The 26,376-nt window shown below is 45.7% G+C and carries 22 protein-coding genes; 17 read left to right on the top strand and 5 right to left on the bottom strand.

Annotated features, from left to right (window positions below; genetic code table 11):
- The 9 genes from urtE to ureG all read left to right on the top strand — a co-directional run bounded on the left by urtE (position 1) and on the right by ureG (position 6,828).
- Positions 1-696 (top strand): urea ABC transporter ATP-binding subunit UrtE, encoded by a 696-nt coding sequence (gene urtE / locus AB6E51_RS10300; RefSeq protein ID WP_017062505.1) that lies wholly within the window; start codon positions 1-3, stop codon positions 694-696.
- Positions 693-1,640, top strand: coding sequence for an urease accessory protein UreD (locus tag AB6E51_RS10295; RefSeq protein ID WP_017062825.1), 948 nt, complete (start codon positions 693-695; stop codon positions 1,638-1,640). The genes urtE and AB6E51_RS10295 overlap by 4 nt, the downstream gene beginning before the upstream one ends.
- A 133-nt stretch (positions 1,641-1,773) precedes the next feature.
- Positions 1,774-2,076 carry an urease subunit gamma gene (gene ureA, locus AB6E51_RS10290; protein ID WP_004735119.1) on the top strand — a complete coding sequence of 101 codons (303 nt, stop codon included), beginning with the start codon at positions 1,774-1,776 and terminating at the stop codon, positions 2,074-2,076.
- 11 nt (positions 2,077-2,087) lie between these two features.
- A complete protein-coding gene (locus AB6E51_RS10285; RefSeq protein ID WP_102320707.1) occupies positions 2,088-2,423 on the top strand; it encodes an urease subunit beta in 336 nt (111 codons plus the stop codon).
- A 39-nt stretch (positions 2,424-2,462) separates the two neighbouring features.
- A complete protein-coding gene (gene ureC / locus AB6E51_RS10280) occupies positions 2,463-4,166 on the top strand; it encodes an urease subunit alpha (RefSeq protein WP_017084416.1) in 1,704 nt (567 codons plus the stop codon).
- Between the two features lie 130 nt (positions 4,167-4,296).
- Positions 4,297-4,749 (top strand): urease accessory protein UreE, encoded by a 453-nt coding sequence (gene ureE / locus AB6E51_RS10275; protein ID WP_017062501.1) that lies wholly within the window; start codon positions 4,297-4,299, stop codon positions 4,747-4,749.
- A 74-nt stretch (positions 4,750-4,823) separates the two neighbouring features.
- Positions 4,824-5,420: a HupE/UreJ family protein gene (locus AB6E51_RS10270; protein ID WP_372057532.1), complete on the top strand. Its 597-nt coding sequence runs from the start codon at positions 4,824-4,826 to the stop codon at positions 5,418-5,420.
- Positions 5,421-5,462: 42 nt separating this feature from the next.
- Positions 5,463-6,143 (top strand): urease accessory protein UreF, encoded by a 681-nt coding sequence (locus tag AB6E51_RS10265; RefSeq protein ID WP_372057533.1) that lies wholly within the window; start codon positions 5,463-5,465, stop codon positions 6,141-6,143.
- A gap of 46 nt (positions 6,144-6,189) precedes the next feature.
- Complete coding sequence (gene ureG / locus AB6E51_RS10260) at positions 6,190-6,828, top strand: urease accessory protein UreG (RefSeq protein ID WP_017062498.1); 639 nt, start codon at positions 6,190-6,192, stop codon at positions 6,826-6,828.
- A 93-nt stretch (positions 6,829-6,921) separates the two neighbouring features.
- On the opposite strand, the gene xseA is transcribed toward ureG, so the two are convergent.
- On the bottom strand, positions 6,922-8,268 hold the full coding sequence (gene xseA, locus AB6E51_RS10255) for an exodeoxyribonuclease VII large subunit (RefSeq protein ID WP_065584650.1): 1,347 nt from the start codon (positions 8,266-8,268) through the stop codon (positions 6,922-6,924).
- Positions 8,269-8,512: 244 nt separating this feature from the next.
- On the opposite strand from xseA, the gene guaB reads away from it, so the two are divergent.
- The 5 genes from guaB to AB6E51_RS10230 all read left to right on the top strand — a co-directional run bounded on the left by guaB (position 8,513) and on the right by AB6E51_RS10230 (position 16,864).
- On the top strand, positions 8,513-9,976 hold the full coding sequence (gene guaB, locus AB6E51_RS10250) for an IMP dehydrogenase (protein WP_017062496.1): 1,464 nt from the start codon (positions 8,513-8,515) through the stop codon (positions 9,974-9,976).
- Positions 9,977-10,341: 365 nt separating this feature from the next.
- Positions 10,342-11,895 carry a glutamine-hydrolyzing GMP synthase gene (gene guaA / locus AB6E51_RS10245; RefSeq protein WP_372057534.1) on the top strand — a complete coding sequence of 518 codons (1,554 nt, stop codon included), beginning with the start codon at positions 10,342-10,344 and terminating at the stop codon, positions 11,893-11,895.
- A 324-nt stretch (positions 11,896-12,219) separates the two neighbouring features.
- On the top strand, positions 12,220-13,917 hold the full coding sequence (locus AB6E51_RS10240) for a glycoside hydrolase family 19 protein (protein ID WP_372057535.1): 1,698 nt from the start codon (positions 12,220-12,222) through the stop codon (positions 13,915-13,917).
- Between the two features lie 274 nt (positions 13,918-14,191).
- Positions 14,192-15,742 (top strand): Na+/H+ antiporter NhaC family protein, encoded by a 1,551-nt coding sequence (locus tag AB6E51_RS10235; RefSeq protein WP_102428292.1) that lies wholly within the window; start codon positions 14,192-14,194, stop codon positions 15,740-15,742.
- Positions 15,743-16,270: 528 nt separating this feature from the next.
- Complete coding sequence (locus tag AB6E51_RS10230; RefSeq protein ID WP_010440610.1) at positions 16,271-16,864, top strand: acetate uptake transporter; 594 nt, start codon at positions 16,271-16,273, stop codon at positions 16,862-16,864.
- A 145-nt stretch (positions 16,865-17,009) separates the two neighbouring features.
- Here AB6E51_RS10230 and AB6E51_RS10225 read toward each other — a convergent pair whose 3' ends face one another.
- The 4 genes from AB6E51_RS10225 to AB6E51_RS10210 all read right to left on the bottom strand — a co-directional run bounded on the left by AB6E51_RS10225 (position 17,010) and on the right by AB6E51_RS10210 (position 22,448).
- Positions 17,010-18,557: a sodium:alanine symporter family protein gene (locus tag AB6E51_RS10225; protein WP_102428291.1), complete on the bottom strand. Its 1,548-nt coding sequence runs from the start codon at positions 18,555-18,557 to the stop codon at positions 17,010-17,012.
- A gap of 470 nt (positions 18,558-19,027) precedes the next feature.
- Positions 19,028-20,398 carry an MBL fold metallo-hydrolase gene (locus tag AB6E51_RS10220; RefSeq protein WP_372057536.1) on the bottom strand — a complete coding sequence of 457 codons (1,371 nt, stop codon included), beginning with the start codon at positions 20,396-20,398 and terminating at the stop codon, positions 19,028-19,030.
- Positions 20,399-20,545: 147 nt separating this feature from the next.
- Positions 20,546-21,313, bottom strand: a complete 768-nt coding sequence (locus AB6E51_RS10215) for a 1-acylglycerol-3-phosphate O-acyltransferase (RefSeq protein ID WP_017059735.1) — start codon at positions 21,311-21,313, stop codon at positions 20,546-20,548.
- Positions 21,314-21,509: 196 nt separating this feature from the next.
- Positions 21,510-22,448 (bottom strand): hypothetical protein, encoded by a 939-nt coding sequence (locus AB6E51_RS10210; RefSeq protein ID WP_136974081.1) that lies wholly within the window; start codon positions 22,446-22,448, stop codon positions 21,510-21,512.
- 270 nt (positions 22,449-22,718) lie between these two features.
- Between AB6E51_RS10210 and AB6E51_RS10205 the strand changes: the two genes are divergently transcribed.
- The 3 genes from AB6E51_RS10205 (at position 22,719) to AB6E51_RS10195 (ending at position 26,109) form a co-directional block, all read left to right on the top strand.
- Complete coding sequence (locus AB6E51_RS10205) at positions 22,719-24,431, top strand: class I SAM-dependent methyltransferase (protein ID WP_372057537.1); 1,713 nt, start codon at positions 22,719-22,721, stop codon at positions 24,429-24,431.
- A 58-nt stretch (positions 24,432-24,489) separates the two neighbouring features.
- On the top strand, positions 24,490-25,218 hold the full coding sequence (locus AB6E51_RS10200) for a DUF429 domain-containing protein (protein ID WP_017062812.1): 729 nt from the start codon (positions 24,490-24,492) through the stop codon (positions 25,216-25,218).
- Positions 25,219-25,299: 81 nt separating this feature from the next.
- Positions 25,300-26,109, top strand: a complete 810-nt coding sequence (locus tag AB6E51_RS10195) for a M15 family metallopeptidase (RefSeq protein ID WP_372057538.1) — start codon at positions 25,300-25,302, stop codon at positions 26,107-26,109.
- The last annotated feature ends 267 nt before the right edge of the window (positions 26,110-26,376 follow it).

The following is a 26,376-nucleotide window of genomic DNA, read 5'->3' as shown; positions in this document are numbered from 1 at the left end:
ATGCTAGAGGTTAAATCAGTTAATCAATATTACGGTGAGAGCCACACGCTGTGGGATTTGGATATGCAGATCCCAGAAGGTAAATGCACGGTGCTAATGGGGCGAAATGGTGTCGGTAAAACCACCTTACTGCAATGCATTATGGGGTTGGTGAAGGTTGAAAGCGGTGACATCTCCTTATCGGGTGAGTCACTTTTGAAAACCGATGCCGAGGACCGTCCACGCCAAGGGATCGGCTATGTACCGCAAGGTCGCCAGATCTTCCCAATGCTCACTGTTCAAGAAAATCTAGAGGTCGGTTTACCGATTCGTAAAAAGGGTGACCGCAAGATCCCTGAATTCATCTTCGATATTTTCCCAGTGTTAAAAGAGATGCTACATCGTCGCGGTGGTGATTTATCGGGTGGCCAGCAGCAACAGCTAGCGATTGGGCGTGCGCTGGTGGTTAATCCAAAGCTATTGATCTTGGATGAGCCGACGGAGGGTATTCAACCCAATATTGTGCAAGAGATTGGCGACATCATTCGCATGCTCAACGAGAAAATGGGGCTCACGGTTCTGTTGGTTGAACAGAAGCTGCCGTTTGCAAGAAAGGTCGGTGACCGTTTTTGCATTATCGACCGTGGACGCCAAGTGGCAGAAGGTGAAATGACAGGGCTCGATGAGTCCTTGATAAAGGAGTACCTAACCGTATGAATTCTCTCTTTTCTCCGAATGAAGTAAGCAAGGCTTCTTTAGTAGAAGCTTTATCTTTGAATGAGACCATCGAACAAGATATTCGTGATGGTTGGCAAGCGAGTTTAAACCTCACTTTTGTCGACCGCAGTGATAAAACCGTATTAAAGAATCGTCAGCAGTCTGGTCCGCTTGCGGTGCAACGCCCCCTGTATCCTGATGGGGAAACGTGTCACACCTATTTACTCCATCCCCCCGGCGGAGTGGTAGGTGGTGACACTCTCAATATTGAAGCGACCATCGAAAGCGGTGCGCATGCGTTGATCACCACACCCGGTGCGACCAAGTTTTATCGCTCAAACAACAAGTACGCCAAGCAGAAGCAGACCCTACGAGTGAAGAAAGATGCACGCTTGGAATGGATGCCGCAAGAGAACATCTTTTTCCCCAATGCACACGTTCGTTTAGATACTGAAATTCGCCTAGAAAAGGGTGCACAGTTTTGGGGTTGGGAGATGCACTGTTTTGGACGCCCTGCACAGAATGAGGGATTCGAGCATGGTCATCTCGTTGGGAAAACAGAAATCTATCTTGATAATCAAAGGCTTCTGACTGAAGGCTTTAATTTTCATGGTGGCGATAAGTTAATGATAAATATGGGGTTACTTGATTATTCAATGATGGGAACCTTTTATATCACCTCAAATGAGAAGCAAGATCTAGAGTTGGTACAGAGCTTGCTCATATCTATTACACAGCAAGCTTCACAGCAATCAGTTACATCAAAAACGTCGAGTGAACCCACATTAATATTGGGTGCTACTCAGATAGAAGGATTGATTGTGGTGCGAGCCTTGGGTAATTGGAGTGAAGATATCCTCCAAGCCTTTGGTCAGATTTGGCAAGCAACTCGCTCTCATTTATGTGGTACGACTCCTGATTTACCAAGGATTTGGGCGACTTAGCGATTAGCCCTTTTTGTACCTAGGGTGACTTCCGACCCTAGGTACATTTTTTCAAGCTTGCTGTGATTGAATCCCACTTACTGCTCATGCGTTTTTGAGCAATAAGAAAACAACACTAACAGCGGGCGGCTAAATGGAATTAACACCAAGAGAAAAAGATAAGCTACTTATCTTCTGCGCAGGAATGCTGGCACAGCAGCGCAAACAAAAAGGCTTAAAGCTCAACTACCCAGAATCTATCGCACTGATCAGCAGTGCCATTCTCGAAGGTGCCCGCGAGGGTAAAACCGTTTCAGAATTAATGGATTTTGGACGCACACTTCTTACTGTCGATGACGTTATGGAGGGGATCCCTTCCATGATCCCTGATGTACAAGTCGAAGCCACTTTTCCTGATGGCACCAAGCTGGTGACCGTTCATGAACCTATCGTGTAGGGAGAAGTAATATGGCTGGTTCCACAAAACAATACTCAGGACTCGTTCCCGGAAAAGTAGAAACCGCACCGGGTGACATCACTCTCAATGAAGGCCGAGACACAACGTCCGTTAAGGTGCAAAACATTGGCGATCGTCCTGTCCAAATTGGCTCTCATTACCACTTCTATGAAGCAAACCCTTCGCTGATCTTTAACCGAGAAGTCACTAAAGGCTTTCGACTCAATATTCCTGCGGGTACTGCAACCCGCTTTGAGCCGGGTCAGTCGCGTAGCGTCGAGTTAGTGCGTTACGCCGGTAAGTTAGAGATCTATGGCTTCCAAGGAAAGGTGATGGGCAAGCTCTAAGCGCTCCCACGGAATAATGAAAATAACAAAGGATTGAACATGGCGACGATATCCAGACAGGCTTATGCCGAAATGTTTGGGCCAACAGTCGGTGACCGAGTGCGTCTTGCTGACACTGATTTATGGCTAGAAGTTGAAAAAGATTACACCGTATACGGCGACGAAGTGAAATTCGGCGGCGGCAAAGTTATCCGTGATGGACAAGGGCAAAGCCAACGTCCAAGTGCCGAAACTCCAGATTTGGTGATCACTAACGCAATTGTGTTGGATTACTGGGGCATCGTAAAAGCCGATGTCGCAGTCAAAGATGGTCGAGTTCAGGCATTGGGCAAAGCGGGCAACCCAGATGTTCAACCGGGCGTTGATATTGTGATTGGCCCGGGCACGGAAATTTTAGCAGGCGAAGGTTCAATCTTGACTGCTGGTGGTATTGATTCACACATTCATTTTATTTGCCCACAACAGATTGAAGAAGCACTGGCGTCAGGTGTGACAACCATGATCGGCGGTGGCACTGGACCAAACACAGGTACTAACGCGACCACATGCACACCGGGGCCTTGGAACATGCACCGCATGCTAGAGTCACTCGATCAATTCCCGATGAACTTTGGTTTGTTAGGCAAAGGCAATGCCAGTCAGCCAGAAGCACTACGTGAGCAAGTAGCGGCAGGCGCGGTGGGTTTGAAGTTACACGAAGACTGGGGAACCACTCCCGCTTCAATCGATACCTGTTTGAGTGTGGCTGACGAGATGGACGTACAAGTTGCGATTCATACCGACACTCTGAATGAATCTGGTTTTGTTGAATCGACACTTGGCGCAATCGGCGACCGCGTGATTCATACCTATCACACCGAAGGTGCGGGCGGTGGTCATGCTCCCGATATTATTCGTGCTGCAGGTGAGCCGAACGTTTTGCCTTCCTCAACCAATCCAACACGCCCTTACACCATCAATACCGTCGATGAGCACTTAGACATGTTGATGGTCTGTCATCACTTGTCACCATCGATTGCTGAAGATGTCGCGTTCGCAGAGTCACGTATCCGCCGTGAAACCATTGCCGCAGAAGACATTCTTCATGACTTAGGTGCCTTTTCGATGATCGCTTCGGACTCACAAGCAATGGGACGTGTAGGCGAGGTGATCACTCGAACTTGGCAAACTGCGCACAAGATGAAAGTTCAGCGCGGCAGCCTAAAAGAAGATTCAGACTACAGCGATAACTTCCGATTAAGACGCTATGTCGCTAAGTACACCATCAACCCAGCGATCACTCATGGTATGTCTCATGAAATCGGTTCTATCGAAGCAGGGAAATTAGCAGACTTAGTGTTGTGGAAGCCCGCTTTCTTTGGTGTGAAACCTAGTGTGATTTTGAAAGGCGGCATGATCGCCATGGCGCCGATGGGTGACCCAAATGCTTCAATCCCAACCCCTCAGCCAGTTCACTATCGCTCTATGTTTGGTAGCTATGGCAAGGCATGTCAGAACACATCAATGTTGTTTGTTTCCAAAGAAGCCAAGGCACAGAACATAGATAAACAATTAGGTCTACAGAGCCTGATTGGTGTTGTGAGCAACTGCCGAAATATCAGCAAAGCCGACATGAAGCTCAACGATTGGATGCCAAAAATTGAGGTCGACTCTCAGACGTATCAAGTACGCGCCGATGGTGAATTGCTAACTTGTGAGCCTGCTGAAGAACTACCAATGGCACAACGGTATTTTCTATTTTAAGAGCTCGGCTGAAGGCTTTTATTTTAGCGCTGAGCTGAAGGCTCTTGTTCTAGCTCTTAGCTAAGGGCTTTTAGGCTGAAGGCTCCTAATTTAAACGTTATAAATCTCACAAGGAGATTGAGGTAATAGCATGATTGAACTGACTCAACTGAATACTCAAATACAAAATGCACCGGACGGCTACTTAAGCCTGCCGATCGATAGCCGCATTAAGAGCCGTCTTAAGGTGATGCTCGATGACGGGCGCAATGCCGGACTGTTTCTACCACGAGGTCATATCTTGCGTGGTGGCGAACAACTCTCAAGTAAATGCGGTTTAGTCGTAGAAGTGAAAGCGGCACCAGAAACCGTTTCGACTGTTTACTGTGAAGACTTGCTCCTGTTAACGCGAGTGGCGTATCACCTTGGTAACCGTCATGTTCCGCTGCAAGTGGAAGCGGGTTGGGTTCGTTATCAACACGACCATGTTTTAGATGAAATGGTTGAAGGCTTAGGCGCGAAAGTGACCACTGAGAAACAACCGTTTGAACCAGAAGGCGGTGCTTATGGCGGTCGCTCTGGTGGACATCATCACCATCATTAATCGAGTCATTTGAGACTCACCCATTTATTAGATACAACCACGATATTAATAACTATAAACGCAAGGAACTCGCGATGAACTTTAAAACAGCTGTAGGCTTATGCACTTTCACAATAGCTTCTCTAACAACATCAACGATGGCTTTTGCTCACCCAGGACATGGGGAGCATTCGGTTCATGAGTCTCACTCGTTTATGTCTGGCTTAACTCACCCTGTGACTGGCATGGATCACCTGATCATGTTGATCGCTTTTGGTCTGTTAATTGGCGCACTTTTATTCTCCACCAAGACAAAAGCCGCTCTGATTGGCGGCGGATTGGTGTCTTTGGTGGTAGGGCTTATCGCAGGCCAAGCCCTAGGCTTCTCTGTGATTGTTGAACCTGCAATCATCGCTTCTCTATTCGTTGTCAGCTTATGTTTATGGCACGTGTTCTCACCATCGACTAAGCGAGTGAACAGTGTATTAGCGGCTTCGATTGGTATGTTGTTTTTCCATGGTTATGCGCATGGCGTTGAAGCGGCAAGTAACCTAACTCAGTTTGCAACTGGTATGAGTATCACAGCTTTGGCTCTGATGGTTATCGGTACATTTGTCGGCCGCGCGGTTTACTCTAAATGGTTGTCGGTTGGTGTGGCTTCAGCAAGCGCACTATTACTGTTAGGCGCGTAAGCTCTCGAACTTATTTGATTCTGGAAGACTGAGGGCACGGTTATGACCACAACAGAAAATGTCGCCATCTATCGCCTGTTTCAATTGATCAGTCCGTCATTGCCGATTGGTGGGTTCACTTACTCGCAGGGTTTAGAGTTAGCGGTTGAAGCGGGTTGGGTGACCGATCGCAACAGCATGGAACAGTGGCTCAACACCATCGTCAACTCCAGTGTCGCGACCTTGGAATTGCCCATCTTAGAGCGTCTTTATCACGCGCTAGAAAAGGGTGAAATCGATGAGATTGAGCATTGGTGTAACTACTTATACTCAAGCCGTGAAACCAGTGAATTGCGAGCGGAAGAAAAGCAGCGTGGGCATGCATTGAACACCTTGTTGAAGCGCTTGGATATCGATATTTCGCTGGTGGATTCTGTTGATAGTCATCCAAACCAATTGTTGGGCATGTGTATGGCGGCTCAGCATTGGGGTATTGATTTAGAGAGCCTCAAGCAGGGTTATTTATGGAGTTGGCTTGAAAACATCGTTACCGCAGGGGTCAAGTTAGTGCCTTTAGGTCAAACCGATGGTCAGTTGGCATTGATTAATATCACCAACACCTTTCCTGAGGTGATCGAAAAGGCCCGCACGATAGAAGATTGGATGATAGGCAGCTTTTCGCCTTCGATGGCATTAGCGAGTTCATTGCACGAAACACAATACACACGACTATTTCGTTCGTAGCGGTTAGCGCGAACGATGTAGCAAAAAGAATATAAGGAAGTAGACAATGGAAAGTTATAAGCAACCACTTCGAATTGGTATTGGCGGCCCGGTAGGGTCTGGTAAAACAGCGCTATTAGAAGTGCTTTGTAAAGCGATTCGCGACAAGCTCAATATCGCAGTGGTAACCAACGACATCTACACTCAAGAAGATGCCAAGATACTTACGCGAGCAGAGGCTCTAGAACCAGATCGTATTATTGGTGTTGAAACGGGTGGCTGTCCGCACACGGCGATCCGTGAAGATGCGTCGATGAACTTAGCTGCGGTAGAAGAGCTTGCCAAGCTGCATAAGAACCTCGATGTGGTATTCGTCGAAAGTGGCGGTGATAACTTGAGTGCGACGTTCAGCCCTGAATTAGCCGATCTTACCATCTACGTGATTGATGTAGCGGAAGGGGAGAAGATCCCACGTAAAGGCGGACCGGGTATTACGCGTTCTGATCTGCTGGTTATCAATAAGATCGATTTAGCACCATATGTGGGTGCGTCACTTGAGGTGATGGAGCAAGACACACAACGCATGCGTCCAACCAAGCCATACGTGTTCACCAACCTCAAAGAGAGCCAAGGGCTAGACTTCATCATCAACTTTATTGTGACTGAAGGGATGCTAACCATGAAGGAGCCTTCTACTACTGAGTAGGGTTGGAATAGGTTAGTTTTTTGAAAGCGTTAGATACTAAAAAGCCCTGTCGATTATCGATAGGGCTTTCTGGTTTGAAACGTTAGGTCGAACTTAAAGCTCGCTCTTAGTCACTCTTGTGGTCACTTGCGACTCAATCACACCGTCTTCAACTTGAGTGGTGATCACTTCACCGACTTCGACATCGTTAATCGATGATACCGTCTTGCTCGATTCTGAATGAGTAATGCTGTAGCCACGCTTTAGGGTTGCCAGTGGACTAACGGTCTCTAACTTCTCTGCAGCCATAGCGAGCTGGTGGCGAGTGGTTAGTAATGTCTTGTCCATTGCATCCAATAGCTTTTGCTCTGAACGTTGCAGATGCAGTTTCTGTTCGCCAAGGCGTTTCACTGGCGAGTTCAATTGAAGCTGGTGCTGTTTACGTTCAACACGCTGTGCATGCTGTTTTAGGTATTGAGTCATACCACGACGCAAACGCATATCTAGGTCATCAAGCTGCTGACTCTGCTTTTGAAGTTGGTAGCTAGGGTGTTGCTTCTCTAAGCGGTATTTCAACGTTTGAGTTGATTGCGCCTGTTTGATTAACACATGACGAATCGCACTGACTAAGCGAGCACGTTTAGACGCGAAAGCTTGTTCTTTATGACTGTTATCACGGCTAACCAATTCTGCGGCAGCTGATGGCGTTGGGGCACGCATATCGGCAACGAAATCAGCGATAGTGACATCCACTTCGTGGCCAACGGCGCTGATAATCGGGATTTGGCTTGCTGCGATTGTGCGAGCTACGATCTCGTTATTGAAGCACCATAGGTCTTCCAGTGAGCCGCCACCACGGCCGACGATTAACACATCACATTCATTGCGTTCGTTAGCGCGTCCAATCGCTTGGGCAATCTGAATCGCCGCCTCTTCGCCTTGAACCATGGTCGGGTAAACCACAACCGGTAGCGAAGGATCGCGCCTTTTTAGTACATCAAGAATATCAAACAGCGCTGCACCGGTTTTAGATGTGATAACGCCAACACGTTTTGGGTGTTCAGGAAGAGCTTGCTTACTTGATTGAGCAAACAGTCCTTCTGCGGCAAGGTTCATCTTCAGCTTTTCAAATTCTTGCTGAAGTTTACCGTCACCCTCTGGCTGCATGCTTTCGATGATCAGTTGGTAGTCACCGCGTGGCTCGTAAAGAGATAGGCGAGCTTTGACTAAAACTTGATTGCCGTTCTGAGGCTTAAAGGTCACACGGCGGTTATTGCCACGAAACATGGCGCATTTAACTTGAGCGCGAGAGTCTTTTAGCGTGAGGTACCAGTGACCAGAGACAGGTGCAGAGAAGTTTGAGATTTCACCAACGAGCCAGACTATTCCCATTTCGTTTTCTAATAGGAGACGAACCTCTGAGTTGAGGCGAGAAACAGTAAAGATGTTTGGATTAGTCATAGAAGCACTATCTTTCCTTGAAGGAAGGTCTTTCTTGGAATCTCACAGGGCGTGAGTATGGAAGATAGCGGCAATATAATACATAGCAAGGGGGTAAATGCAAATTAAAAATACAAAAATGTGTAGCCAAGCGATTTCGCCGTGCGTATAATCCGTCTGCAATATCAAATCCAAATCACTTTATTATGCGAAACGATAAAGTTGGGTTTACTCCTTTTAACACCTTTGTTGTGAGATATTGCAAATGCTACGAATCGCAAAAGAAGCTTTAACTTTTGATGACGTTTTACTCGTCCCAGCACACTCAACCGTTCTTCCGAACACAGCTGATCTTCGCACTCAGTTAACGAAAAACATTTCTTTAAACATCCCAATGATCTCTGCATCGATGGATACTGTTACGGAAGCACGCCTAGCAATTGCCCTTGCGCAAGAAGGTGGTATTGGCTTTATTCATAAGAATATGTCAATCGAGCAGCAAGCTGAAATGGTTCGCCAGGTTAAAATTTACGAAGCTGGTGTGGTTTCTCACCCAGTAACTGTAAGCCCTGACGCGACAATCGCTGATGTTGTAGCCCTTACTCAAAAACACGGCTTCGCCGGTTTCCCTGTTGTTACTGAAACAAACGAATTGGTTGGTATCATTACTGGCCGTGACGTTCGCTTTGTTACTGACCTTTCTAAGAAAGTTGATGTAGTAATGACGCCTAAAGCTCGCCTTGCTTCTGTTAAAGAAGGTGCAACTCGTGAAGAAGTTCAAGAGAAAATGCACGAAGCGCGTGTTGAAAAAGTTCTTGTTGTAAATGATGACTTCCAACTTACTGGAATGATCACTGCAAAAGATTTCCACAAAGCAGAACGTAAACCAAACGCATGTAAAGATGAGCGCGGCAGCCTACGTGTAGGTGCAGCTGTTGGTGCTGGTGCTGGTAACGAAGAGCGTGTTGCTGCTCTAGTTGAAGCTGGCGTAGACGTTCTACTTATCGACTCTTCACACGGTCACTCTGAAGGCGTACTTAACCGTATCCGCGAAACTCGCGCTGCATACCCTGATCTACAAATCATCGGTGGTAACGTAGCAACTGGTGCTGGCGCACGTGCTCTTATCGAAGCGGGTGTTAGTGCAGTTAAAGTTGGTATCGGCCCAGGTTCAATCTGTACGACTCGTATCGTTACTGGTGTTGGTGTTCCTCAAGTAACAGCAATCGCAGACGCAGCGGAAGTTGCAAACGAATACGGTATTCCAGTAATCGCAGATGGCGGTATCCGCTTCTCTGGCGATATCTGTAAAGCTATCGTTGCTGGCGCATCTTGTGTGATGGTTGGTTCAATGTTCGCTGGTACTGAAGAAGCACCGGGTGAAGTTATCCTTTACAACGGTCGTTCTTACAAGTCTTACCGTGGTATGGGTTCTCTTGGCGCTATGTCTCAAGGCTCTTCTGACCGTTACTTCCAATCTGACAACGCTGCAGACAAGCTTGTTCCAGAAGGTATTGAAGGTCGTATCGCATACAAAGGTCGTCTAAAAGAGATCGTTCACCAACAGATGGGCGGTCTACGCTCAAGCATGGGCCTAACGGGTTCTGCAACTGTTGAAGACATGCGTACTAAAGCTGAGTTTGTTCGTATCTCTGGTGCGGGCATGAAAGAATCTCACGTACACGATGTTCAAATCACGAAAGAAGCACCTAACTACCGTTTAGGTTAATAATACGTCCAAACGTTTGAATAATGTGCTGATTTAGTCGGCACATTAATATACCAATCGTAGTAAATAACTGGTCATCCTAGCTTGTTAAAAACCTCGATAACTTCGTTAGAATTTTTGATTGTAGAATAACTACTTATCAGAAAATCCTGCCTCGTTCTCAGGCTTTTTTCCTACGCTATTCCTGAACACTTACTTACTGTGATTGGTATTATATCTACCGCCTGTTTTGTTAAAAGTCCGATTTTCTCAAAACACGTGGTTAAAGATATCTAACGAAAACGTTTGCTTTATTTCTTGAAGAGTTAATCAGAGGTGAGTAAACTCGCCTCCGTTTTATCACATAGCCAATAAGACTGCTTACAATGACTAAAAATATTCATGACCAACGTATTCTAATTCTGGACTTCGGTTCTCAATACACACAGCTAGTAGCTCGTCGTATTCGTGAGATCGGTGTTTACTGTGAACTTTGGAGCTGGGACGTAGAAGAAGCGGATATTCGTGAATTCAATCCAGACGGTATCATCCTATCTGGTGGCCCTGAAAGTGTAACGGAAGAGAACTCTCCACGTGCACCTCAGTACGTATTTGATTCAGGTGTTCCTGTATTCGGTATCTGCTACGGCATGCAAACTATGGCTGAGCAACTTGGCGGTAAAGTAGCAACGTCTACTGAACGCGAGTTCGGCTACGCTGCTGTACAAGTAACTGGTGAATCTGCACTTTTCGCTGACCTTGAGTCTACTCAAGATGTTTGGATGAGCCACGGCGACAAAGTAGTTGAGATTCCAGCTGATTTCACAAAGATCGCTGAAACAGACACTTGCCCATACGCTGCAATGGCAAACGAAGAGAAGAAGTACTTCGGTGTTCAATTCCACCCAGAAGTAACACACACTAAAAACGGCCTGAAAATGCTTGAGAACTTCGTTCTTAACGTATGTGGTTGTGAAGGTCTGTGGACTTCAGCTTCAATCATTGAAGATGCAGTTGCACGTATTAAAGAACAAGTAGGTGACGACGAAGTTATCCTTGGTCTTTCTGGTGGTGTTGATTCATCTGTAGTTGCGATGCTTGCTCACCGCGCTATCGGCGACAAACTAACATGTGTATTTGTTGATAACGGCCTTCTTCGTCTAAACGAAGCTGAGCAAGTTATGGATATGTTTGGTGACCAGTTCGGCCTAAACATCATCAAAGTCGATGCAGAAGATCGTTTCCTTAACGCTCTGGAAGGCGAAGCTGAACCAGAAGCTAAGCGTAAAATCATCGGTCACGTATTCGTAGATATCTTCGATGAAGAGTCTAAGAAACTATCTAATGCTAAATGGCTTGCTCAGGGTACTATCTACCCAGACGTAATCGAGTCTGCAGCATCTAAGACAGGTAAAGCACACGTAATCAAATCTCACCACAACGTTGGTGGCCTTCCTGATGATATGGAAATGGGTCTTGTTGAACCTCTACGTGAGCTGTTTAAAGATGAAGTACGTAAGATCGGCCTTGAGCTTGGTCTTCCATACAACATGCTTTACCGCCACCCATTCCCGGGTCCTGGTCTAGGTGTTCGTGTTCTTGGCGAAATCAAGAAAGAGTACTGTGATCTACTGCGTCGCGCAGATGCTATTTTCATTGAAGAGCTTCACGCTGCTGACCTTTACCACAAAGTATCTCAAGCATTCACGGTATTCCTACCAGTACGTTCAGTTGGCGTAATGGGCGATGGCCGTAAGTACGATTGGGTTGTATCTCTACGTGCCGTAGAAACTATCGACTTCATGACTGCTCACTGGGCACACCTACCATACGACTTCCTAGGTAAGGTTTCTAACCGTATTATCAACGAAGTTAACGGCATTTCACGTGTTGTTTACGATATTTCTGGTAAGCCACCAGCAACTATCGAGTGGGAATAATCTCTTAGAGATTTAACCAGCTTTGATTAAGATCTTAAGCCTCGAACTCAGTTCGGGGCTTTTTTCTTTTCGATTGATTATATTGATTCATTACATTAAAGGCTTATGAGCAATACCTCGAAATCAAATGAACAATAACTAGAAACCAAATGAGTTGGAAACTAGATATCAGCTCAAGAAACCATGAGACGCTTTGTTGTGCTGAGCCATGTATCAAAAAGATCACTCGCACTTTTTATAAATTCACACAGCTACAGCTAGGCCATTCCACATGTGAAGCATACTCTTTGATGGACTTATTAAGGACAGATAAGAGAATCCATCATGTTAAAAATCAAATATTTGGCGACAGTACTGGGCTGCACATTAGCAGCGCAAAGTCATGCGTCTTTGAACATTCAACCTGATCCGCAAAACCCGAATGGTTACCTTGTTGAAAAGTCGGCTCTACAAGCTGCTGAACAAGCGAAAACATCCGATCCTATGTATGCGATCTGGTCACAGGCCCTTCAAACTCGCCCGAATACAATCGTTGAAGCGATTGAACCCGGTTCCCCCTCGAATCCTGAAAACATAAAGCGTGTAGAGCGCGTGTTCCCTCAATCTGAATGGGACTTCCTCACTCAGATGGCAGCGCCAGAATACACCTACACTCGCTTCTTACGTGCGATCGGTAAATTCCCAGCGTTCTGTGGAGAGTACACCGATGGCCGTGACTCCGATGCCATCTGTAAGAAATCCATCATCACGGCCTTTGCTCAATTTTCACAAGAGACGGGTGGGCATATCGCGATAGACAACACCTCTGATAATCCATTAGCTCTAGAAGAGTGGCAGCAAGCGCTGGTGCATGTTCGCGAAATGGGTTGGTCTGAAGGCCAAGAAGGTTACACCACCGGTTGTGGTCAGAACGATTGGCAGAATGCCCGTTGGCCATGTGCTGCGGGACAGGGCTACTTCGGACGTGGTGCTAAACAGCTTTCTTACCATTTTAATTATGGCGCGTTCTCTGAAGTGATGTTTGATGGTGACGCGACGGTGCTTCTCAACAATCCGGGCTTAGTGGCGGACTCTTGGTTGAACTTAGCGTCTGCAATTTGGTTTTTCCTTACCCCTCAAGCACCTAAACCAGCTATGCTGCATGTCATCGACCGCACTTGGACGCCATCTCAACGTGAATTGGATGCGGGTATTGGCTATGGCTTTGGTACCACAATCAACGTGATCAATGGTGGTATTGAATGTGGCGAGCAGAACAAAGACAAAGGCCAACCCGTTAACCGTATTCGTTATTGGGAAGGGTTAGCAGCGCACTATGAAATTCCGGTAGAAGCGGATGAAGCCAATACTTGTTGGCAGCAAACGCCTTACGGAAGCTTAAACCTCAACGGAGCAACGGATGTGTTGTACACCAACTGGGATGGTAACTGGAAATACTACGCAGACCGCCCAGAAGGTTACTCGTTTGAGTGTGAGCTTGTTGGTTTCCAAACGGCTTATTCCGCACTGGTGGCTGGTGATTACGAGAAGTGTGTGACCAACTTCTATGGTTCTCATGCGAGTTGGCCTGAAGTGAAGGTGGTCGATAAGCTTGATCCGGTAGACCCTGGTACTGATCCGGGTGGTAATGGTTGGAGTGCGACCAAGGTTTACAACGCGGGTGACCAAGTGACGCATAACGGCGCAACCTATGAAGCGAAATGGTGGACACAAGGGGATGACCCTGCCAATGGTGGCCCTTGGAAACTAGTAGCGGGCGAGCCAACACCACCAGTTGTGACAGATCCAACGCCTGTTGATCCTGCTCCGGTAGACCCAACACCAGTTGAACCGCCAGTTACCGAGTCACCTGTCGTTGTTGACCCATCTGTGTTTATCACCTGGCAAGCGGGCGTTAGCCAAGTGAGTAATGGCGACAAAGTGACGCATAACGGCAAGTGCTTCGTGGCTAAAAACGGCCCGGGCGTATGGGAAAGCCCAGTTCAATCGAATTGGTTCTGGGATGAAATTAGTTGTAATTGATCGTCTGAATACTGAAAAGGTGGCCTAAGTTACGAGCTCAGTAGTACGACCATAGCGATATAAATAATCAAAAGCCGAAAGTGTCTACTTTCGGCTTTTTTTCGTTTCGAACTTGGCTATTTAAGCAGGGTGATTGGTCTATTTGGCTATGTTGAAGCGCATTTAAAGACTAATTATCCAGTTAGAGGATAAAGTTCTGTACAAATGATGCTTGTGAATTTATATTCAAATTTAATTTATATTTATTCTCTTATTTTAGGGTTAAGGTGTACCTATGGAACAGACAGATATCACGTCACTCATCCCCATTGTGATTACTTTGGTGTTGTCATTGGCGACAAGGAATGTGGTGATAGGCCTTTTTGCTGGTGTGCTGAGTGGTGTTGCAATGCTGACTGGCATGTTTAGCGAACTTAACCCGCTTGATACGTTTGGTACCATGGTTAAAGGTTACCTAGTCCCTCAGCTTACAGATAGCTACAACGCTGGCGTGATTATGCTGTTGGTGTTCATCGGTGGTTTTGTCGCTTTGATGGAAAAGTCGGGCGGTGGTGTTGCGTTTGCCAAGCGAGTGACGGAGTGGGTAAGCAATAAATGCCAAGCGCAAATCTCTGCATGGTTTGGGGGAATCGTGATATTTTTCTCTGACTTAGGTACTCCGTTGATTGTTGGTCCTGTCTTTCGCCCTCTTTTCGATAAACTGAAACTTTCTAGACAGAAGTTGGCATTCATCATCGACTCTACATCATCACCCGTCGCGATCCTTATCCCTTTTATCGGGTGGGGCGTGTATATCATGAGCCTGATTCAAAAAGAGTTTACGGCGTTGAATGTCAATATGTCTGATTGGGATGCGTTCATCGGTGCGATTCCTTTTCAGTTCTACGCATTCCTCGCGATTTTCATCGTTCCGCTCGTGTCCGTTAAAGGTTTAGATTTTGGGCCAATGGCAAAAGCTGAGCGTGATTGCCAGGCGGGAATTAACTCTGGCGTGAATAACGAATCACTAAATCCGTTCTCGCATAAAAATGCAAAGGCATCTTTTGTCTGGGCACCATTGTTAGTGATGCTGGTGGTGTTGTGTGCCATGCTGGTACCACAAGGTTTCCCATTCCAAAAGGTCGCAGGTTCATCGTTCAGAGCTGCTTTATCATCGGCTTACTTCTTTGCGGCGATTACCTTAATCTCGCTAATGGCTTACTACGGTGTAAGAAAGCTTTCAGATGGTGTTTCTGTGTACTTAAAAGGTATGGGAAACATGATGCCAGTCGCGATCATCTTGGTACTGGCTTGGGCATTAAGCACCGTTGGTAAAGAGTTGGGTGCAGCGGCTTATATTGCTGAGCAAGCACAGAGCGGTTTCCCTTACTGGTTAGTACCTGCGGTCGCGTTCTTGCTGTCTGCCATTATCTCATTCGCAACGGGCTCATCGTGGGGAACCTTCGCGATAATGATGCCTTTAGTTATTCCAACCGCGATTGCGATAGATGCTCCGCTTCTCGTCGCGATTGGTGCCGTGTTATCGGGTGGCTTGTTTGGTGATCACTGCTCACCGATCTCTGAAACCACGATTCTTTCTTCAACCGGGGCTGGGTGTGATCAGTTTGAACACTTTAAGACGCAGCTACCTTACGCATTGATGAACGGCTCTATTGCTCTGATTAGTTTTGTAGTCGCAGGCTTTACGGGAAGTGCATTGGTTGTATTAGGTGCTCTTGTTGCTCAGTTGATTGTCGTGACGTTGTTAGCCAAGCGCGATGCGAGTAAAAACGCTTCTTCAGACGTTCAATCTCAAGTGTCTGAATCTAAACCACAACAAGCGTAATTTAATCTGTCCAAGTAGATACGAGATTTAATGGAGTAAACAAGTAACGAAAAGCTCGCCACCTGTTGCCTACGTTTGCTATTAAGGGGGCGCTTACTCAAATCTAAAGACTCTTTTCGCATCCCCATCTCTTTTATCGTACCTAAAAAAACCTCGTCATTCCCCACAGTAAGTAACGAACGTGACAGAGGGCTCTTGTGTGCCGCAAGTGCTCATATCGAAGAGTAGATTCCAGATATCCCGTCCCTCGATTCTAGAGTGACGTAGCACCAGGCTTTGTCTCATTGCCTCAACACTTACCTCACTCGTCATTCCTTACAGTGAGGAACGAACGTGATAGGGAATCTGTTTATTGATAGTTTCGGTGAATTGAATAGGTTCATTATGAAACCTATTTTCCATAAGATCATTTGTACAATCTTAGTTTTCGATAACTGGATTACCTAGTTGTACGGTTTATAGATTAAAATTTTCTGATAGTTTTTATCGCTTTTTTTTAATCAACCACTTTAATAAGGTAAATTCGTAATGTCGACCAAACTAGCTAACCCAGCGCCACTAGGCTTAATGGGTTTCGGTATGACCACCATTCTTCTTAATATCCACAACGCAGGTTTCTTCCCAATCGATTCTATGATTCTTGCAATGGGTATTTTTTACGGTGGTTTGAGCCAAGTTATCGTGGGCACTATGTGTTTCAAACGTGGTGACACGTTCGGTACAACTGCGTTTACTTCTTACGGCCTATTCTGGTTGTCTTTGGTTGGTTTGATTGTAATGCCTTACATGGGCCTTCCAGCAAGCCCTGCTGCATTCATGGGTTGGTACCTATTACTATGGGGTATCTTCACAGGCTTCATGTTCATCGGTTCTCTATGTTACCCAGTTGCGAAGCAAGTAGTATTCGGTTCACTAACTATTTTGTTCTTCTTGCTAGCCGCTCGTGATTTCACTGGCAGCGAACTAATCGGCACTATCGCTGGTTTTGAAGGTATCTTCTGTGGCGCTTCAGCTATCTACTTTGCAATGGCACAAGTAATCAACAACGAATACGGCCGCACAGTACTGCCTATCGGTGAGAAGAAAGCGCCTCAAATGGCAACACAAGAAATCGCTGCTTAATACTCTAACTCGGGAACAGTTAGTTTGTTATAAGCCATTTATTGGTTATGAATAAAACAAAAAGGGTTAGCCGAAATAGCTAACCCCTTTTTTATGCGTTATTAATAGCACTATTTGTTAAAGCGATCTATTTGCTAAGGAAAGCTTAAGCTGAAGGTTGCTCTACAGGTTTAGTGTCTGCAGCTTCTGCTTCTGGAGACTTGCCTGTTTTACGCTTGTACTTCTCTTCCCAGTAAGTTGCACCTTTAATGCCTAGTTTTACAGGGTTGAATGTGTACTCAGTTACGCCTTGTTTCTGCTGTTCTTCGTAGTCAGCTAGAGCTTTAAGCGCAGGCTTAGACATGAAGAAGATGATCAGAATACCAACGATGTTTAACCATGCCATCAAGCCAACACCAACATCACCCATTGCCCATGCAAGGTTCGCTGTTTTAACTGTGCCATAGAAAACGGCAGTGATAAGAACAAGCTTAAGTACGAACATCATGCCAGGGATCTTGATGGTACGACGTAGGTAAGCAATATTCGTTTCTGCGATGTAGTAGTAAGCAAGAATCGTTGTAAATGCGAAGAAGAACAGAGCAAATGCGATGAATGGCTTACCAATGCCTGGTAGTGCACTTTCAATAGCAAGCTGTGTAAATACAGGACCATTCGCACCGATGTTTGCTGCTAGGTTCTGAACAAGGAACACACCCTCAGCGCCGCCGTGAACGTTGTAAGCACCAGTGATGATGATCATGAACGCTGTAGCAGAACATACTAGAAGAGTATCGATGTAGATAGAGAAAGCTTGTACCAAACCTTGCTGAGCTGGGTGATCAACACTTGCAGCCGCAGCCGCGTGAGGACCTGTACCTTGACCCGCTTCGTTTGAGTAAACACCACGCTTAACACCCCAACCAATTGCAGCACCGAAGCCTGCCATAGGTGTGAATGCATCGCCAATGATCATTGCGAAAACCGTTGGCACTTGGCCGATGTTTAGCAGAATGATAACGAACGCGATGATGATGTAAGCCAGTGCCATGAATGGAACAACGATTTGTGTGAAGTTCGCAATACGTTTAACACCACCAAAGATGATGAACGCTAGGATAATAGCAACTACAGTACCAGTGAAAATTTTAGCGAAACTGAATGTACCGATAGCTGTTTCAATCATGTCACCTGAGCCAAATGCAGCTTCTACAGCATTACCAATACTGTTTGACTGAACACCTGGAAGCAAAATACCACATGCAAAAATAGTCGCGATAGCAAAGATCCAAGCGTACCATTTTTGACCCATCGCTTTTTCGATGTAGTAAGCCGGACCACCACGGAACTGGCCTTCATCTTCTTCTTTGTAGATTTGCGCTAGCGTTGATTCTGCGTAAGCTGTTGCAGCGCCAAAGAAAGCCACTACCCACATCCAGAATACTGCACCTGGGCCGCCGAAACCGATAGCGGCAGCAACACCAGCAATGTTACCTGTACCGACACGGCCAGATAGAGAAACGGCCAGAGCTTGGAAAGACGAGATGCCTTTTGACGAGCTTTTACCCGATAGTAGCAAGCGCCACATTTCAAAGAAGTGACGGATTTGAACAAATCGAGTCATGATGGAGTAGAACAAACCTGCACCTAAACATAGGTAGATAAGTACTGGACTCCAGATTATTCCATTCAAAAAATCAACGAATGACTGCATGAGTATTTTCCCTGTTAGTTTTGCTTATGATTGTTTTTCGAACAACACAATACTTCACTTGTAACTCGAGTGTTAAATTATTTAACTGCCTATTAGGATTACTGTGACATAAAGCATGTTACAGGGGGTGTTTGTTAACGCTTAGTGCTAATTTGATAATCGTTCCATTAAAATTGATATGCAATTAGTTGTTTTTAGTGTCGGTTTGTAAAGTGAATAAATAGTGATTAATACAAATTTTCGAAACTCACAATATGTGTCAGAAGGGAAAATAGAAGAAAAATGAGAGGAAACGTTGTTCAGTACTAATGACTGTTAACACATTACGACGGTAAAGACGCAAGAATATATCACCGATATAGTGAAATTAGGCAGGTTTAAGGGGAGGTATTATTTAAAATATCAGTAGTAATTTTTAGAACTTTCCGTAAGGATTACCGCAATCAGAAATCGTGAATCAATCGCCTGTTTTAAACGACTTTAAATCCTTTCCCAACCAAAGCTTGAGCGAACTCAGACTGAGTGTTTGGATCTCCGTGAATCAAATGTACCTCTTTCGGTGGAGTCGCGATGCCGTCTATAAATCGGTAGAGATCTTCTTTATCAGCATGGGCAGAATAGCCAGACATGCCATGAATTTGAGCGTTAACCTCAACGTCTTTGTTATCAATAAAAACCTGCATTTCGCCTTGTTGCAGCTCTCGTCCGAGCGTTCCGTGAGCTTGATAGCCAGCTAAAATCACATCGGTTCGTTTATCGGGAAGCAAGGCTGATAAGTAGTTCATTATCCTGCCGCCCTGACACATTCCAGAAGCTGCGACCACAATCGCGGGTTCACCTGTCGACTTGAGGCGATTCACGATTTTCTTGTGCATTCTATGTCCATCAACGGTAATGCACTGCTCAAAAGCGAGTGGGTGACGTTTCAGTTCAAGACGCAGCTTTGCTTCTTGTCCCCACAACTCTTTAAAACGTCGGTATGAACGCGTCACTTTTTGAGCCATCGGAGAATCGAGAATAATAGGAATATCGCTACTGAGTTGATGCTCAAAGATCAGGTGTTCGATATCAAACAGCAATTCCTGAGTTCTGCCGATACTAAAAGCCGGGATTAGAATAACGCCACCATCGAGCAGTGAACGATCAATAATGGCCTTGAGACGCTCAGATCGCGTAGCAATATCATCATGTGTACTGGTGCCATAAGTGGATTCGATAAACAGATAATCGGCTTGCTGTGGTGACTTGGGATCCGGCAGCAGTGGTGTGTTACTCGGGCCCAAGTCGCCAGAAAACACAACTACTTCTTGGTTAGGTAACTTAATCTCGATATAGGCAGAACCTAAGATGTGCCCCGCAGGTTGAAAGCGAGCATGTAGAGTATTTGGCCTATGATGATCCTTTCCGTTGTTTTGCTGTTTAGACGTGATTGGAAACCATTCCCCGTAAGGCTTGGGAGCAATTAGCGAATGAATCTTTTTGAGTATCAGCTTCGATTGTTTATTGCTGAGCCCTTGCAGTTTTAAGCCATCCTCAATCATTAAAGGAGCGAGTTCGGCGGTGGCTTGCGTGCAATAAATTGGCTGGTTAAATCCACTGGCGAGTAACCAAGGTAATCGACCAATATGATCAATGTGAGTATGGGTCAGCAGCAGAGCGTTGAGGTGGGACGTTTCAAATTCAATATCAAGAGGGCGTGCATCTTCTCCTTGAAGCTTTTTACCTTGAAGATCTAAACCTTGAAATAAGCCACAATCGATGAGTACCGCTTGGCCTGAATCTCTTAATTCGTGACAAGATCCTGTGACAGTATGTTTGCCACCATGGTGAATCACTTCCATCGTTTACTCCCATTGCTCTATAAGGCAGATAACGCCTGTTTTTATTTTGCGGATAAGCGCCAGCAAGTAAAACAAGAACAATGAGAGTTGCGATCGTTGAGTGTCTTTTTAAGTAACTGAGCGATGACTCAGTGGTTTCGTTGCGAGTTAGTTCGTAGAAGAACGATCTGAATCCAACTCTGGTTTTTGCTGCGCCTCTAAACGAGCCACTTCGGCATCAAGCTCTGCTATTTTCTCTGCCATGAGTGCGTGACAGCGATTGGCCAACTCTCTCGCATCGCTAAGCTTGTATCCGGATACATCGATAGGTTCCAACATCTCGGTGATCACAATGCCATTATTGGCACGATTAAAGTCGATCTTATTGTGCGTGGTGCTAGTACACATCGGGGTGATAGGCACACCAGCTTCAATTGCCATTCGGAAAGCGCCTGTTTTGAATGGCAGTAGTCCACGCCCTTTACTACGGGTTCCTTCCGGGTAAACCCAAACAGACAGATCTCTCTGATGAATCGCTTCCGCCACTTGCTTGATGGTATCGCGTGCTTTGGATTTGTCTTCGCGGTTAATCATGATGTTACCGGTGATCCAATACAGCAGGCCAAAGAAAGGCACGTACAACAAATCGCGTTTGCCCAATGAAACAGTGCGTGGTCTTAGCATTCCTGGATCGGTCACAAAATCCAATATGCTTTGGTGGTTAGAGATGTAGACGCTGTTTTCTGGTGTCGGGGCATTGTCTAGGCCGCGTTGCACCAGTTTTACACCGATGATCTTTTGGAGTTGGTTGAACCAACGACAGAAAACGTACACATGCTTGGGGTTCTTGGGGCTAAACAAGCAGTAAACAAAAGCACATAGAGTGGTGAAAATAATAAACACCGTAGCCAAAATAATACGAAGAACAGCAAGCACAATTCACTCCTTACTCACCGCAGATGGCAGTGATTAAATAGTTTTAGATGCTTGAAGTTTTCACTCTATTTAACCGAATTGCAACAATTAACTGTTATAGGGTTCTGTTTTTAGATCTTTATATAAAACAAGGACTAACAATGGGTGTTTGACACGATTATCGAGCTTACACGTGTTCACCAGTAGCGAGGCATGTTCACCAATACTGTTTATTTGGATCCAACTCTTCTACCCATTCAGGATCTTGACGCGACTCTAAATAGAGTTGTAGGCCGTTATAGGACATGAAAGCTGCAGGGCCGCCGAGGTGCTCGAAATAGTCAAAATACTCATCTTCGAGAGCACAAAGGTGGGCTAAATCTTTAACCTTGTTAGCCAGCGCCCACTGAATGGCAAATACAGGCGCTATTGAGCCTGAAATATTCACCTCTTCGACGTTTGGGTTAAACATTGAATTAGCTTGCTCAAGCAGTATCTCTTCTTGTTCAGACTCTTGTTGTAGTACCTCTTCGACGATCTCCGAGCGCTTGGTATTAGAGACATTCTTGTTCAGCTTGGTGATTCGCAGTGCGTAGCTAAACCTTTCTGATGAAACGATGTCGACAAGCTGCGACAACAGCTCTTTGTCTACGCCTGCTGCCTTGGTGAAATAGTCGATACATGAATTGATTGAGGCATAACGAGTACCGTCAAACTCAAAGCCACTGGTTTCGTCGTATACCTCAAGTGGGATGTCATCAACCGACAAAGGCCAGCCTTTATAATCGACGCGTTGTTTGGCGATTTGATACATCTTCCAAGCGCTGCGCCCAAACCCACCGAGCGTCGAACCCGAGAAATCAGAATCAATAAGCTCTTGCTCCGTCCAGTTCTCACCGATGCCAAGGTGCTTAGCGTACTTGTCTATCAGAGTGTGCTTTATCTGATCGCGCACAGACCAAATTGAGGTCAGATTCTTTGAATAGTTAATTCTCGCACACTCATTACAAGCCGGCAGTGCGATCGGTGAATGGCCTATCTTGGCAACAGCCTGCGCTGTCTTAGGAAATTCAACAAGGTTACTGGAAGGCTCACCACAAAACCAACAGGTGTGGCGCAGGTTGAATGGGGTGTCTATGTGCGAGTATGTGTTCATTAGTCTTTATCGGCTAGGTGCTTGAGGCGAGTTAATCATCTTCAAACAATTATCTCTGTTCGCACGTCAGCTTGCACCTTGTTTGTTTTTGTTTTTCTGACGAGATCAATTCGAGGTGTGACTCGCCTGATGAACTCATTAGGTGGATATTGATATAAAACAGTCACTAACGATAAATGCTGATTGGTGTGGCTGAACTTACATGAGCTGCTAGCAATCGCCTAAGCTCCCCATTACTATTGAGATAGACTCCTTACTCCAATAGCGCATATGTCCTCATCGATTCCTTTTTACGATAAAAATGCTCACACACTTTGCCAGCAGTACAACTCAGTGACCTTCGAGACGGTGCATAAAAGCTGGCAAGCTTATTGGCCTTTAGTGGGCGATAAAGTACTCGATGTCGGTGCTGGATGCGGTCGTGATGCGCTATGGATGCACAAGGCCGGATCTGATGTTATTGCGATAGAACCCAGTGACTCATTACGCGAACAAGGCTCGAAATATACAGGCCCAAGTGTTACTTGGATTGATGATTCACTTCCCTCGCTTAGCCGCACTGAAAACCTCGGAATGCGTTTTGACTTGATATTGGTCAGTGCGGTTTGGATGCATCTCGCTCCGTCTCATCGAGAGCGCGCATTTAGAAAGTTGTCTAACTTGCTAGCTCCAAATGGCAAGTTGGTGATCACTCTGCGTCATGGGGAGTTTCAAGACAGTCGACAAGGCTATGAAGTCTCGGTTGAAGAGCTCGAGCGTTTATCAAAAAACAGCGCCTTGTTGGTTCGTCATGTTGATGATAGCCAAGATACATTGAACCGCAGTGAGGTGTGGTGGCAAACCGTGGTGATGACACTACCAGACGATGGCTCCGGTGACTTGAACAAGGTGCGCCACATTATTGTGAATGACAACAAGTCGGCCACATACAAGTTGGCTTTGTTGAGAACATTACTGCGAATTGCTGATGCGCATTCAGGCGCTGTGATTGATCGAACTGATGGAAAAATTTCTCTACCAGTGGGCTTGGTTGCTCTGTATTGGGTTAGGCAGTTTAAGCGACTGATTGATATCGACATAGAAGGCGCAGGGATTCAGCAAAATAGCAACACAACGAAGGGACTTGGGTTTGTAAAAGAGGATGGGTGGAATAAACTCAAACACTTAAGTGCTGATGATCTAGCGATAGGCGCTATGTTTCTCGGCGATGAAGCTAAGGCTCTACAAAAGCTATTTTCACAAACGATCAGCACCATTAAATCAGGACCTGTGACTTTTATTTATCAAGGCTCGAAAGACAACCGACTATTCGATATATACCCACCTCACAAACGACGGAAGAGCCGAGAATCACTGGTCATTGATAGTGAGTTCTTAGAAAGTTTTGGTTATTTCACTCTCGATGAAAGCCTGTGGGAGTGCTTTAGAATCTACCACTCTTGGATTGAACCACTGGTGGTGAATCAATGGGTCATGGAGATGCAGCGTTTCGAGTTGAACCGACAGCGAAGCATTCCACTACAGACTTATCACGACTGCTTGGTATGGATCGATCAAAACCATGATACTCGCGATGTGCGTAAACGTGTCGAGCAACTTAGATCTGATCGTGCCGACATTGTCAGCGTGTGGAGTGGAAAATCATTAAAAAATGAGTATCACGTTGATCACTGTTTGCCTTTCGCTTACTGGCCAAACAACGATAAGTGGAACCTCTTTCCTACTACAAGCAAAGAGAACTTAAGTAAAAGTGATAAAGTTCCTACGGCTGAAAAGCTGCGCTCGTCTAAGTCGAGGATTCTAGAGTGGTGGCAACTCGCTTGGAACGATTCGGCTCATTTTGAACAACAATTCTTTTCAGAAGCCGCGCTTTCGTTACCTAACATCCCTGCGCAGTGTCGAGACTTTGAAGAGGTGTTCGATGCAATGGGCTTGCAGGTACGTGGTGTAAAAAGCAGACTGCTGATTAGTGAGTGGCACTGATCATTAAGTGGGCTAGTTATCCCAAATAATCCTCAACAAACTAATCATCGAGAACATAATGAAATACATCGGAATTGATGGCTGCAAGTCGGGTTGGATCGCTTGGATTGTCTCTGACAATGAGATACCTGCGTTTAAAGTGGTAAACACCCTCGATGAGCTAGCGAGTGATCTTATCGGTTCAACGGCGCTTATCGATATGCCTATTGGTTTTAGTGATGCACAAACTCCAGATCGCTTGTGTGACAAAGCAGCAAGGCGTTTTCTAACCAGCAAACGTGGTTCTTCGGTGTTTCCGGTTCCGTGTCGTGAGGCGGTTTACCAAACCGATTACATTGCGGCGTGCAGTGCCAATGTGGAGCAGCTTGATAAGAAGTTTTCTAAACAGACTTGGGGAATTGTGCCCAAGATTCGCGAGCTTGATGAGCTCATTGAAACTCATCCCAATCTTTCTATCAGGGAATCACATCCTGAAGTGGTGTTTGCAGCATTGAAAGACGAACCGCTGACGTTTTCAAAACGAACGCAAGAAGGCAAAGAGGAACGGCTTTCTATTATTCAGCAGCTATCCCCTCAATGGTGTGACCGCTTGTCGTTGGCCATTTCAAATACCAAACGTAAAGACGCCGCGATAGACGATATTTACGATGCGTTCGTACTTATGTTAGTTGCCTATTACGCTCCGCAATTATCGACCTTACCTGAACTTTCTGATGTTGGTGGAGAAGCTGACAAGGATCAGAACGGACGAGTTAGAGAGATTGTTTACTGGAACAAAACACGCTAACAAAGCGTGCGCTCAACTTGGCTTAATATGCTATTTTCCAACTTCTGCTACTTTTCACTCTTACTATTTTGAGTTTTTGATATGAAACGTTTTATTGTCGGCTGTCTGGCCACTGTGCTCAGTGCAGTGAGTTATGCCCAAGTCGCTCCTATATCTCAATGGCAATGCGACATGATGAAAAAGAACAATGTCTTGAGTAGTGGTGCGCCCGTTGGTTGTGAGCGACTATCCAAAGTGGATTTCGATTTCATTAGTTTCAAAGGGGAAACGCAACAGGGCAATATGATCGTGCTTGATGTTATTGCGCCTGCTGTTGAACAAATCTTTTCAGAGCTCAAACAGCGCAATTTTCCTCTTCATTCCGCTCGCCTAATGCGTGAATTCAGAGGTGATGATAGCGCCTCAATGGATGCGAACAACAGCAGCGCCTTTAACGCTCGTCCTATTACAGGCGGAGGAGGTTGGTCGAAACATGCCTATGGTGTGGCAATCGACATCAACCCAGTTCAAAACCCTTTCTTAGAGTTTGATAGCAACGGAAGAATCACGGTAAAGCCTTCACAATCTGCGACTCGTTATGTGAACCGTACTCGTTTTCGTGCTCGTGATGAAATTGAACGCCGCGGCATGGCTGAAGATGTGGTGGAGCTGTTTACCCATCACGGATTTATGATCTGGGGAGGGGATTGGAATAGCCCAATCGATACTCAGCATTTTGAGGTTGGATCAAGAAAGTTCGTTAACCAACTGCTCTCTAAACCACAACCTGAAGCCGAGGTGTTATTTGAGCGCTACGTCAAATCTTATCGACAGTGCTATCTCAAAAATAAAGGTGAGGACGCAGAAAAAGCTCGAGCTATCTGTGCAAAGAAAACAGTCGGGACTTTTTAGTGCTATGTTTATCTAGAACCGTTTGTGTTTTAGCAAGTTAAACTCGCTTCAGGTGTGTTTTGAATAGCTAAGGTCAGCGCTCGTCGTTGGCCTTTTTTGTATTCATTTCTTCAATAGAACACCGAGCATTGAAAAGGTTATTGGGTATCCATTAGTCAATAATCGATAAGCGAATGCAGCGCAAAGTCATCGGTTTGTCATTTAAAAACTCATAGCGTTAACGTTATGTGAGAACCATTGCTGGTGGGGGAACTCTTCGCGCAAACG

The organism is Vibrio sp. 10N.247.311.47 (genome assembly GCF_041467535.1).
GTDB classification, from domain to species: Bacteria; Pseudomonadota; Gammaproteobacteria; order Enterobacterales; family Vibrionaceae; genus Vibrio; species Vibrio crassostreae_C.
The sequence above is the reverse complement of the archived record's forward strand: the minus strand, read 5'-3'. Positions and strand labels throughout refer to the sequence as shown.